This window comes from Pseudomonas sp. LB3P14 (assembly GCF_054898045.1).
This window is the reverse complement of sequence record NZ_CM142714.1, coordinates 2344938-2356939: the sequence shown is the minus strand read 5'-3', so window position 1 is coordinate 2356939 and position 12002 is coordinate 2344938. Positions and strand designations below refer to the sequence as shown.

The following is a 12002-nucleotide window of genomic DNA, read 5'->3' as shown; positions in this document are numbered from 1 at the left end:
TCGGTTAAATCTCGATAAGAATTTGCGTGCGTCCTGTAGAGGTTTTGAGGAGGGTGTGCTTTAGCTTTCCTTGTTTTACTAGTTTGATAACGACTGAGTCTGAAACGCACAAAAACCTGCCGGCGTCTATACGCGACATGTATTTTTTCAAGTGAGCGTCCATAAATTTTATGTCTTCCGCCGCTATAAATCTAATTTTGCAGATGTCAATTTTTTGCACGAGGTTAGTCTTTATAAAGCGGGTGTTGAGCATGGGCACGTTTGTGTTGAGTAATTTGGATGCGGCTTTGAGAGTGATGTGGGTGGATAACCACTGATGCAAGGCGAGCCGCTGAAAGGGCAGAAGCTCTTTTGAGGGGGTATTACATCCACAATATGATCTAAGAATAGAATTTAACACCATAACGCTGAGGTCGAACTGCTGGGCGAGAGTCCTGACCTCTTCGATGGCTGACGAACGTTGACTTTTTCCTCGTCTCACTTGCTTCAGTTGCTCTCGCATCCGAGCGAAATTCACACTGTTTCTCAGATAAATCGCTGCTTCATACCTATTGCGATCGCAAGCCGGGATCAGGCCCAGTTGGCTGGCGATTCTATTTAACGTCCTTCCGGAGATACCGAGCGAATCGGCGATTTCGCTGTAAAATACAAATCGAGTCTTAAACTCTTGCACCGAGGTGTTAGGAATAAAGGTCACACGATTACCCGTGACCGTGTTTGGGAAAAAGCCGCGTTTCACGGCGTGCTGCATTGACGTATGCGAGGTGTGAAGTAGAAAGGCTGCTTCGGCTAATGAACAGTGTTCTTTTTGCTGCGAGGCGTTGTGCTGACGGCCCAGCTCAAGTCCGGCCTGAATCACTGCACACAGGTTGGGATGGCTGTAGCCAATTGTATTTGTAACCGGGAAAGGGCTTCCTGTTATTGACATTTCGTTAATGAACAATCGGGTGGTACGGGCGCTCGCGCGGATCGCATGCCGTAATTGAGAAAACGTGAGCTTGATCGTCGCGCAACAGTGTTGTTTATCACATGGTCCGGAAGCTTGATGATTTTTTTGCAGATAGTCGATGGCGAACCGTCGCACTATTGGGTCCTTGACCGTTAACCAAATGGACTCAAACACACTTAGCGGAAGCTGCCGGTTGGTGCTCAAGTCTACTTGTAAGGCTGTCTGTATTTGTGCGTGAAGTTCCTGGGTTGAAGTACTTTCGATCAGATAGGGGGCAGCCAAATTGATTTTTTGTGCTTCCGTGTATAGATAATCGTTGATGAACCGGCTAGCGTCTTGAACAGCAAAGATCGAGGGAAGGGTAATGGAGTATCTGTGGCGGTATGGGAGTACCTCAGCGTCCGCCAGGTTGAATCCACATTTACAGGTAAAACCGCAAATTTTTTTCCACTGATTGATGTGGCCGCAATTCGGGCAAACTGACGTCAGCAACACATTGTGCGCTGGGCAAAAGTCAAAAAAAGTAAAATCTTGCGGAACCCTTGAATAGCCCAACTTGAGGCACATGGGACATGAGAGAAACTGGCATCTTAACGACCTCGTGAAAACATCATGGTTGTTCACTATGATATGGGAGCCGTGCAAGTGTTGGCTTGCCGGATGTTCGAAGAAAACTTGCCGTAAAGCATTGGCCAGGCACGGCGCTTCATTGCACAAAAGGTTGCACAGTGGATGATCCCGAAGTCGAATATCTCGTGGATAAGAAGACTGAGAAATACCCAATGCCAAACACATGTCCCACACGTCCCGATAACCGTTGAATTTCGCGGTACGTATAAGAATGCTCGTCGGACTTTCCATGTAAAAGGGGCGTGCGACAAACGACAGCACGTTCATTGGCCGAGCGTCTTCATGATCTCTTGAGTGCGGATTAAAAAGGGGTTTTGTTCTTTTTTAATTCGATCGGGCAGGTACAGCCTATTGATACCTTCTGCAAAATCCTCGATGGTCAGCCTTCCATCGCCTCTTATCAACGCTCGCTTGAATGCAGCATGCAAGAGGCGACGGATTCCTCGCATATTTCCTCCACTTCCCATGTACAGGGCGGCTGACATATGCACATCTCCCAGAAAAAGATCGGAATGGAATTGTCCCAGTTTTTCGATTTCTGCCGCAAACAAACCGAGAATGGTTCTGAATTCGGATTGAGGGTCCGCGCTGTAAATCAAGTTCGACAGTTCGATCCGGTACGGATATCGCTGTGACACTTGTTTCAGCGGCTCTATGATGCCCGCGTCGAAGGGTTCTCCGGAGAGCAAAAAGGTGATTCCACTCTCATTGAGCATGTATTTTATCCAACCGCAGGTTTCTTTTTTGGTTATAGCGGCCCCTTTGTTGGCGAAGTTCTGAAACTCATCCAAAATGACCAATTGCGTTTGACGGCGTTTCAGAGCGGTCAGAATCTGTCTTTCGACGGATTTTCCTTTGTTGAGCGTAGATATCTTCAGTTTCTCCAGAATGGCTCCAGCGACTGATTTGATGGTCGGGCGGGCGGGTAACTCCAAGTACAAGCAGGGCAAGCTGTTAATAAGCAGGCCGTCGGCTGTTAACAGGGACACGGGCCGCCCCATGAGTTGCTCCAAACGTTTGCAGATGCTGGATTTACCGGTTCCGCTTTCCCCCATCATTATCGGGCAGGAGGGGTCATCGCACTCCTCGGTCGTCTCGATACTGGCCAGCACCGTATCAATCGCATTCTGGTATTGAGAATGCAAGATTGTGTATTTACTGAAGGTTTTTAACGTGGCTTTGATGTCCATTTCAGTGATCCTCGAGGTACACCGCTTTTAGGCCTGTCCCGCTGTGCGGCGCGCTGGGCTTGGGTGCTGGCGGTTCGAGTGAGCGGGCCAGGTTCGCTTTCCCCGCTTTTTTTGCGGCTTTCGTCGCGGCTTTGCGGCGTTCTCGTGCCTGGCGTTTTTTCCTCATGAAGAACTCCTTCTCGATCTCCTTGATGTTCTGGCGAATGCGAACCAGGGCTAAACACCCTTGGTCGGCGGAGAATTTTTTTTCCTCCGCAACGATGGCGTCCATCACCAGGCGGTGCTCGTAGAGACTCAAGCCATTCTGATAGTGAGGATCGCGGGCGTCGGCAGGCACTAATGGTTCGGGGCGGTCCGGGTGGTGCACCCAGACCTGCCCCAAGTCCGCGATGTCGTACAAGAGGATTGCCTTCTGCCCTGGTTTCAGCTCATGCGCGAGCTCCGCCAAACCCGGGCCGCTCCACTGCAAGCGGTCGAAACCGACGATGCCGTGATGGATCCTGCAGTGTTTTGTCGACCGCAGCGCTGCATTCAGCGCCTTTTCTGAATATTTGATCGGCGGCAATTGCTGGGCCATGGCTTTGGCCCAGCGGGCATTCGGCGACAGTTTTGTCCGTCCGCGAGTCAGCGGGTGGGTGTGGTAGACATTTTCCAGCCAGTCTGCAAAGGCATCCTGCAGTTGTTCTATGGTCAGGCAGGCGTGCGCCGCCGAATCATACTGGCCACACTGTTCAGGATTGGAAAACGTAGTGCCTGGCAGGCTATGGAAAAAAGTGATGACCGTTTTAAAAAAAGCTTCGATGTGGGGACGGGCATCGGGCGCACCAGGTGGTGGTAAATTTAGTTCAATGCCCAAGGTGCGGGCCGCCGTTTTGACATTGATGTTGTTGTTTTCGATTCCGCGATCGGCGCTGAGTTTTACCAGCTTGCCGCGCTCCAGTTCTTCGCCGGGCACGTCTTGCAACGACATGCGCAAAGTTTTCAGCGTTTTTCCCGCGCAGGGCGGCATCAGGGACAGATCATGGCCGAGGATTTTGCCACTCTTCACTTCAATCATCGCCTGCAAGTGGGCCACCTTACCCAACTGATCGCCGTGGTCATCGACGATCATGAGGTCGCAGGGCGATTGACAGTCAATTTCGCCCTCGTCCAATAAGTACTGGGGTTCCTGCCAGGCCGGCCCGAACTTGTTGTTTTGCTCGGCCGCTTTGCCGCCCAAGCGCAGCTTGTCCGTTCGATAGTGACACTGGCGTTTGATGGTTCGTCGCACCGTGGAGAGAGAGGGCATGGACAACAAGCTCGAATGAGTGCCGCTGCGAACGATGTTGTCGTTGAGGATGGCACCTTTGATTAGCTGGAAGACCAGCGCGATACTCCTTTGCTGCCCAGTGAGGTACCCATCCTCCTTATCCTCGATCGCGCGCAGCATAAGGCTGCGCACGGCTTCCGGGGTTTGTTTGCCACGTGGAAGGTCACTTTTCTGTTTGAGTAATGACCACGGCGACCAGTTGCCTTGTTTGCTTAACGCTGTCCATCGCCACACGGTGGTGTAACTGGGGGCCTTGCTTTCCCCGCGTTCGGTCGCGAGTGCTTTCAACTTTTCGACGCAGGCCGCACGGGGTAATGCCCCCTGGAAGGCGTTACGTAAACCCATGACGTAGTAGTACTTACGTTGAGCGTCTTTCACGTCGGGTTCGTTTGAGGCCACAAACCGTGCCGCGGCGGACTGTTCGATCGGCGGGCACTCGGCCAGCACGATTTGTTTTTTCAGTTGCAAGGCCTGCAGATCTTCCGGCGTGAGAAAGCACGTGCGCTTGCCTTGGGTGTCCCGGAATGAAACGAGTTCGCGGGTGACATTGATGACCTCATACAGCCGACCATCGTCCATCCGGTAGCGTCCGCCGACGCCAGGTGGCGGCACGCTCAGCGTCTTCACACTGCCCTCTGCTGGATCAGCGAGCACCGGTTCAGCGGCTGGTTCAGGTCGGTGCTCAGCTCACCCCGAAATAACCAGTGGTAGACGGCCCGCAGGCTCGGTGGGTAAGCACTGCTGAGCAATTCACCCAGGGTGAAACAGCGTTGGTAGTGGGACAGGAAATCGACGAGGTAGGCCTGCTCCCGATCGTTAACGCCAAACCCTTGAAAGTACAGGTATCGCAGGTTGGCGAAGATAGGCGACATAAGTTGTCGTTTGTCCGCGCGGCGCCACTCGATCTGCCAGGCTTCACACTGCGCCACGAAGCTCTCGAGTTTGAACCGGGTGGGTTCCTTTAACTGCCGAAAGTCCGATTTGACCTCGGTGAAATGGTTGGCCGCTTGCGCGTGCTGCACAAAAAAGTCGGGGGTATAACGCATGGGCCCACGTTCCGTTTCCCAGGTGAAGGTGTAGGGTTGCGGGTAATAGGCAATCACATCGTGGTCCCACTCCAGCCACACGCAGTACGCCGCCTCCACCGAGCCTTCGCACAGCACGACCTTGTGGTTTTTCAGCGACGGGAAACAGATCATGTAGTAACCCCGCCGATTGCGATGAATGTCGCGCACGGGCGCACGATCACCGGCCAGCCACGCCTGTTCATTCCACATCGTCCACCTCTGCGTCCGGCGTCGAATTCAGTCCGCGATCAGCCACTGCCCGCCGCCACTCGGCACGCTGAACGGCGCCGCTATCGGCCAGTCGCGCCAGGCCGACGGCCGGCTGTTCACGCTGGGTCAGATGTAGTGTGATGAAGGTCGAGGTGGGCTTCTTGAGGCGACGGCCGCCAAGGGCGATGGGCGCGGTCTGGCTGCGGCGCTCCGACAGCGAGTGCTTTTCGCTCTGCTTGCCGCGCGCGATTCCGCCGAAGTCCGGACACAGTCTCGACGCCTGCGCGTAGATTTTATGCAGGATCAGGGATTGCTCCCGCGTCACAGCAGCAGGGGGCTGAAAGTACGAGACCTCATCCAGGATGATCAAGCGCATGGACGCCCTAGCGGGGTAGCCCGGACGGGTTGAGCGCGCAAGGAACTGCTGTAGTTGTTTGGCGTAACGGCACGGATGGGTCACCGCGTCGTTACTCCGAGATTCATCGTTCGGTGTGTCGCACGGGATCACCGCGGGCCGTCGGGTCGTCTGTTTCGACAGTTCCGCCGCTTCGGCCCGGCGTTCAGGGGCGTCCCCTTGAGCCCAATCCGGCAGGTACTGCCGGTAGCGAGGGTCCGTTGGACACCCGTGTTTTAGGGTTGAGAGCCTGAGGGTGATCAGGTCCTGCTGCGCGATCATCTGCAGCACTTCGGCTCGGGTGAATGACAAGCAGTACCCCTCCAGCACGTCCTGCAGGCGCACGCAGGTCGGGCTGTAGTCAGCCAGCCGGTACAGCCTGCCGCCGACGCTAAACACCGTCGGCTCGTGGCGAACTCTTAACGTGCTCATAGCATGTCTCCTTCGAATTGCAGTGCTGGTCGGCCCGGGGAGGGTGGCCTGCCCGCGTCAACGGGGCGCAATAGGGCGGAAGAATTCAGCGCACCGCAGCGGCTGCCGACCGGGCCCTGGCATTCTGGACGTGATGGGTTTGAAGCGACTTTGACCCAGGCTGCCGCAATTTATGGATCTAGGGTATGCGGTCGATCCAGATCCCTCAGCGTCACCAGTTCTTCGTCGACATGTATGACCGCCATCGTCCGGCCATTGATGATGTATTGGGCCCCTACTGTTGGATCCTCCGGTTTGTCATTCATGAGGCGGAGCCCTATCAATCACTAGATCCAACGTCAAGCGTTGGTTCATATCAGCCATCAATCGTCCCGTGAACAAGTTGTAGCAAAGGGTTGCAAGGTTCGGCGCGCTGCTGTCCTGCTTTAGCTCACCGAGCGTGGTGGGCCATTCACGTTGATGCAGGAAATAATAAAAGTGCATTTGCTGCTGTTCGTTGCAAGGCCTGAGTCGGCTATACAGCGCTTTCAAGGTCTGGAAGGTGGTTGGCCCAGTGATGCTCTGCTGGTCGCGGCGACGAAAGCCCCAGCCTTCCTTAAAGGAAAGGGCATTGAAGCTATCGAGCTTGTCCAGCCGCCTGGGCCTTTGTTTGCTGAAGTCGTGTTTGATCTCAGTGAAGTAGCTGTCACCGTGCGCCAGTACCACAAGAAAATCCGGGGTATAGCGGTAGGTCTGACCGTCGTCTACCCAAGTAAACGTATGAGGTTGTGTGTAGTACTTCACGACCTGTGGGTCGTGTTCCAACCAGATGCAGTACGCGAACTCTAGCACCGCGTCGCACTCCATCGAGCGGCCATTTTTCAGCGATGGAAAGTCTACGATGAAGTTTTGGCGGCGCCGTGGAAGGGATCGCCGTGCCGGTCCGTCTTCGAGTTTCATTTCACCGGATGTGATGATCATCTTTCAAACTCCTGCCACGCTGCGGATCGTTCTGCCGATGGGCGCGCTTACGATCTTGGAGATGGGGTTCATTAGGCCAATCTCGGTTCCGGTTACGAAGGGAGAGCGGACTTACTTGACGGTTGAATGTCTTGGCGACGGGCTGATGTAACGAGGTGCGATTGTGATAGAACTGCAACCAGCATTTGAGTAGCTTACGTAGCGAAGCCAAAGTCGAAGAAACCGCCACAGGCCGGCCCGTATTGCTTGTCATTAGCTCGTCTACTACAGATCGATCAATGTCTCTGAAAAACCGAATGTCCTGCCTGGCGTCCACGATGTAGCTGGGGCCGCGCTCGCCAAAATGCCTTTCGCTGATGCGCGAAGTGTGGAAAGCCCGTAGCAAAGATGGAGAGGTCACTGAACGGAACGCGAGATCCCAGCCCAGTCCATCTCCAGAAGCAGCATGAATCGCCACGGAAAGGTCAGCGGGGGCTTTGGTGTTCTTGAAGCGCAGCAATTGCGTGTCGCAAGCGATCACGCCCTCGCCATGGATCGAGTGATCACAAAGGTGAAAACCACTGACCGTGTTCATTGCAGGCACTCCCGTATAAGCGAGGAGAATGGTAATTTTCCTGAAGGTCACGAATCAGCCGATGCAACGTGGTGAAGGAGGGCATCTTGAATTACTCGTTGGAGGAGCGCGATTCATTCAGACGCGCGATGCGGCAGGCATTGAACACCAGCGATTGTTTCGACAATCCCCGTAACAGGTAGCTTGAGTGCACCTCATTCAGAATGAGCAACTGAATGGCCTCCGGCTGTCGATTCAGGCGACTGTGCTTCAGCGGATTTGGACGCTGTTCCTTGACCTTCGCCGGCGTGTCGACTCGCCTGACAAAAGTGCGAGTCGGGAGATCTTTCCGATAAGGTTTTGACGTTGCCCGGGAATTGCGTTCCGCAGCCTCTTGGCGGGGAGAATCCGCTCGGTAAAACCAAACACAGTCATCCCGCACAGCGGTGACCTCATACTCGGAGTTGCCATACCAGTAGCGGTGTCCGATGCCTATTTGCGGTGGATCAGTCTCCGATGCCCTTTGAAATAGCGAGTTAAGGACGAAGATGGTGGCCTCCGCAAGCGATGTGCCGCTAACCAGTCGCCAGTCGAGGATGGTTTTGGGAAGGACGTCCGAGACAGTCGATAAGCATAAGGAGGGCACATCGGGTCCCGTAAGGCCTACCGCTAGAAAGCGGGATTCAATGACACGAATTTTGACCGAGTCAACGTGAAATTCCGAACGCATGATGACGATCTCCACACGGTGTCCCGTTGGCACGCCTCTTTGACGTGATGCCTGTTGGTCTTCACCAAGCGCTCACGTGTGCATTTCAATGACGTCGGCCACAGGAGGCTTGGATAAGCGGTGCTCTAAAGGACTTTTGTGCCAGCGGGTCAGCCTTTCTGATGTGGCTGCATTGTCCTTCAACCATTTCTTCGAGCCTTAGAACTCATCGTTATACATTGCAGTTATGTAGTTATTACCTGATAAAGTCGGTGGTAAGTCCGATATATATTGAGCTTTTTTTCTGAAAAATTGGGTTCGGCTTGAAGGTCATAAACTATTCTTAAGATGGCTCTAGAATCGCACTTCGCGCGAAAAAAAGTTTGCACATGCTTGCAACAAACACTCCGGGTGTGTGGGGTCTCGGGAGTTTTAGGTCACTAAATGAAGCTGGTCTTAACTCGTCCAGGGAAAGTCGGAGGGTGTGTCATGAGTCATCCGTTTCGTCGTGAAATCCAGAAATTCAGGGCGATGGTCTTTGGCTATACTCTTTTTTTCATTGCGGGATGTAAGTCGAACCGCGACTTTGCCATGTGGTGTGATCGTTGGTGGCGAGCACGACGCCCCCGCCTATCGGCCCGGTCCATACCCAACAATAAATGGTTTGATCTATTGAAAGGAGCATGGCCGCGCGACCCATGGCGCCGTGAACTGAAGGAAGACTTTCCCGCATTGAGGGTCGTTGAGGACAATCCGCTTTGGACGGTACTCGCCTGGGAGGACATCCCAACCGATACGGCAGACGTGTTCATCCAACGCGTGCGCATGAACGGCGTGCCACTTTTTCCTTTCAGCGAAAAGATGATGGAGGCCCTGTGCGGTTGCCCCGATTGGACACGGCTGGCTTACCTGGTTGCGCTGTTGCGCACGCGTGATCTGCGATACCTGATCCACCGTTTATGGCTGCGCAATAACTTTTCCAGTTATGTAAAACTCGTGTGTCTGACGACGCCGTGCTGTGCTTGTAGCGCTGAACTCTATAGACGGTTGCATGATCTCTATCTTCTCGGCCAGCTGGGGGCAGTGGACCGCTGGCCGATGAACCTGCAAGCCTTCAACAAAGCATTGAGGCGACACAAACTGTTGTGGGGCATTCTGGAAAGTAAAAACTGGTTACATGAATGGGACGCCTTTGGTGTGACGATGCTCTGGCATGTAATAGCAGATCTTCGGTTAATAGCCTCGCGATTGCATCAAGGTCAAAACGATTGTCCGCGAGGGCTGTTGCAGCGGGTGCACACGACCCTTACAAACCACAGTCAGACGGTCATTGAGCTGATTGACTGACGAAGTTTCGAGCTCGACAGTGTGCGCTCTCTGCCTGACGGAGCGACGACGGCTGACTGGGCAGCCAAACACCGCCTAGGCAGTCGGTGACATATGACGCAAAAGCGTTTGCAGTGTCTCAATCTGACGCGCTTGTTCACGCAGCTGTCGACGATCCTCTCGGTGCTGCAGCAAATACGGTCTAACGCGCCCACGTAATACGGCATGCTCGGTGATCAGCTGCTGTAGTTGCCCATTCACTATGTCTTTGGTGCGCTGACAATCTTCTAGGGCCTGGATTTGTTGACGTAAGTTTGCCTGCTGCGCTCGGTATTCATTGAGCAACCGTTCCTGCTCACGGTACACAGTGACCAATTCTTCCTGTTTGGCCAATTGCGCATTTTGCAGAGTTCGCAGTTCCTGGCGTAACTGCTGGACTTGCTCGTCATGTCGACGCAGTTCCTGGTCGCGCAGGGACCGTTGTTCTTGTCGATAGTGTTCGAGTCCCTCCCAAGCATTTTGATGTTTTTCCTCTAGCGACTCTACCCGGTGGGCCCGTTCTTCGAGTAGCTTTTGCTGGCCAGCTACGAGCTGTCGCAACCGTTGGTGTTCACCCTCACTGTCTTGTAACTGCTCGCGTAATTGTCGTTCGCATTGACGTTGCTCCTCCCGTTCGTGGGTCAGCTGGGAGATAGTGGTCAGTGATTGTTCTAGACGTTCGCGTAGCTGCGCGCGTTCTTGCGCATAACCGGCCTGCTGGCGACCGACTGCCTCCCGCTCTTCGGCCACAGACGTCTGCGCTTGTTGAATCAGGCGCTCGGCTAGACTGTTAACCAATGACAGGACTTCCTCATTCACCGGCGGCGACGTGGCGGCGCTGGCGCTATCGTTAAGTTCCTTTAGATAACGTTGGATAGTGCTTTTCGAACCGGTGTTGCCCAGTTCGACGCGGACCAGGTCAATGCTGGGATTTAGCCCACGCGCCAATAGGGCATCACGCGCGGCGTGTACCAGGGCTTTGTTGATACCACCACGGGCCATGTCAGGAGCTCCTGTAGGATTCCCGGTAGTGATGAAGTATGGCGCATACCGCATGACTTGCCGGAACTCCAGGGATGCTGGGCACCGTTCACTGCAGGCCTAGGAGCGGCTGAGCTAGGGAGGAGGACAGATGTATGACCACGGTCGCAGAGCGTTACCTGCAAGCAGCGCGCCGCGAAAGCACCACGCGCCGCTACCAGCAGGCCGTGGCGCATTATGAGGTGGGTTGGGGTGGGTTTCTCCCAGCCTCGAGTGACAGCATTGTGCGTTACCTCGCCGAGCACGCTGACGCCCTATCAATCAGCACCTTGCGCGGTAACTTGGCAGCCCTGGCGCGTTGGCATCTAAACCATGGGTTTGTCGACCCGACCAAAGCCCCGCAAGTGCGCGACGTGTTGCGTGGCATCCAGGCCTTGCATCCACGGCCAGTGCGCCAGGCCGAACCGTTGCAACTGAGCGAGCTGGAGCAGTGTGTGACGGCTCTACTGCTGGAGGAGATGTCGCCTAATCCGACGGTGCGTTTGCGCGCTTGTCGCGATCGGGCGTTGTTGTTGCTGGGCTTTTGGCGCGCCTTTCGCAGTGACGATTTGTGTCGTCTGCGCATTGAAACCAATCAGCTCGTGCCGGACGAAGGGCTGAGCCTGTTCCTCTCCAGCAGCAAATCCGACCGTGAGCATCAAGGCCGCACCGTCAGTGTGCCGGCCTTAAAACGGCTGTGTCCGGTACAAGCGTACGAGGAGTGGTTGACCCTCAGTCAATTGCAGCGGGGGCCGGTGTTTTGTGGCATCGACCGCTGGGGCCATCTCTCCACTGAGGCTATGCACCCTTACAGCGTGGCGCGGGTATTACGCCGGGCCTTGACCCGCGGTGGTGTCGCCGGCGAGCGCTTCAGCGGCCACTCGCTACGCCGCGGTTTTGCCACTTGGGCTTCACGCAATAAATGGAGCCCAAAAGCCTTGATGGAGTATGTCGGATGGCGTGATGTGCACAGTGCACTGCGCTACGTGGAGGCGGACACACCATTCGGCGACTGGCGACGTCACTCGAATGAGTCAAAATGACTGCACGGCGATGATTTCGTACTGAGCTACGGCCTACGTTGGTACAGCTGTACAGCGTGACCGATTCATCCTTGAAGGGAGCAATTAGTCAGGTTTGAGAACACAAGGTTCTCAAACCTCATGGCGTTTTTGGAGCGCGGAGGCGCACTTCGCGGTACGCCGGAGAGGAGA

The 12002-nt window shown here is 54.7% G+C and carries 11 protein-coding genes; 2 read left to right on the top strand and 9 right to left on the bottom strand.

The window, feature by feature from the left end; translation table 11 throughout:
- Window positions 1-4 precede the first annotated feature (4 nt).
- From ACYZT5_RS10820 to ACYZT5_RS10785, 8 genes are all read right to left on the bottom strand, one after another.
- Window positions 5-1846, bottom strand: a complete 1842-nt coding sequence (locus tag ACYZT5_RS10820; RefSeq protein ID WP_462051095.1) for a TniQ family protein — start codon at window positions 1844-1846, stop codon at window positions 5-7.
- The gene (locus ACYZT5_RS10815; RefSeq protein WP_462051094.1) at window positions 1843-2769 is read right to left on the bottom strand and encodes a TniB family NTP-binding protein; all 927 of its coding nucleotides are present in this window, start codon (window positions 2767-2769) and stop codon (window positions 1843-1845) included. Before ACYZT5_RS10815 ends, ACYZT5_RS10820 begins: the two co-directional genes overlap by 4 nt.
- A gap of 1 nt (window position 2770) precedes the next feature.
- Window positions 2771-4705, bottom strand: coding sequence for a Mu transposase C-terminal domain-containing protein (locus tag ACYZT5_RS10810; RefSeq protein WP_462051093.1), 1935 nt, complete (start codon window positions 4703-4705; stop codon window positions 2771-2773).
- Window positions 4702-5355: a TnsA endonuclease N-terminal domain-containing protein gene (locus ACYZT5_RS10805; protein WP_462051092.1), complete on the bottom strand. Its 654-nt coding sequence runs from the start codon at window positions 5353-5355 to the stop codon at window positions 4702-4704. The genes ACYZT5_RS10810 and ACYZT5_RS10805 overlap by 4 nt, the downstream gene beginning before the upstream one ends.
- Window positions 5345-6181 carry a hypothetical protein gene (locus tag ACYZT5_RS10800; RefSeq protein ID WP_462051091.1) on the bottom strand — a complete coding sequence of 279 codons (837 nt, stop codon included), beginning with the start codon at window positions 6179-6181 and terminating at the stop codon, window positions 5345-5347. The genes ACYZT5_RS10805 and ACYZT5_RS10800 overlap by 11 nt, the downstream gene beginning before the upstream one ends.
- A 297-nt stretch (window positions 6182-6478) precedes the next feature.
- The gene (locus ACYZT5_RS10795) at window positions 6479-7141 is read right to left on the bottom strand and encodes a Tn7 transposase TnsA N-terminal domain-containing protein (RefSeq protein WP_462051090.1); all 663 of its coding nucleotides are present in this window, start codon (window positions 7139-7141) and stop codon (window positions 6479-6481) included.
- The gene (locus tag ACYZT5_RS10790) at window positions 7122-7715 is read right to left on the bottom strand and encodes a hypothetical protein (protein WP_462051089.1); all 594 of its coding nucleotides are present in this window, start codon (window positions 7713-7715) and stop codon (window positions 7122-7124) included. Before ACYZT5_RS10790 ends, ACYZT5_RS10795 begins: the two co-directional genes overlap by 20 nt.
- A 91-nt stretch (window positions 7716-7806) precedes the next feature.
- A complete protein-coding gene (locus ACYZT5_RS10785) occupies window positions 7807-8439 on the bottom strand; it encodes a hypothetical protein (RefSeq protein ID WP_462051088.1) in 633 nt (210 codons plus the stop codon).
- Window positions 8440-8892: 453 nt separating this feature from the next.
- On the opposite strand from ACYZT5_RS10785, the gene ACYZT5_RS10780 reads away from it, so the two are divergent.
- Window positions 8893-9750 carry a hypothetical protein gene (locus ACYZT5_RS10780; protein ID WP_462051087.1) on the top strand — a complete coding sequence of 286 codons (858 nt, stop codon included), beginning with the start codon at window positions 8893-8895 and terminating at the stop codon, window positions 9748-9750.
- A 75-nt stretch (window positions 9751-9825) separates the two neighbouring features.
- Here the strand turns inward: ACYZT5_RS10780 and ACYZT5_RS10775 are convergent, their stop codons facing one another.
- Window positions 9826-10770, bottom strand: coding sequence for a DNA-binding protein (locus ACYZT5_RS10775; RefSeq protein ID WP_462051086.1), 945 nt, complete (start codon window positions 10768-10770; stop codon window positions 9826-9828).
- A 134-nt stretch (window positions 10771-10904) separates the two neighbouring features.
- On the opposite strand from ACYZT5_RS10775, the gene ACYZT5_RS10770 reads away from it, so the two are divergent.
- On the top strand, window positions 10905-11831 hold the full coding sequence (locus ACYZT5_RS10770; protein ID WP_462051085.1) for a site-specific integrase: 927 nt from the start codon (window positions 10905-10907) through the stop codon (window positions 11829-11831).
- The last annotated feature ends 171 nt before the right edge of the window (window positions 11832-12002 follow it).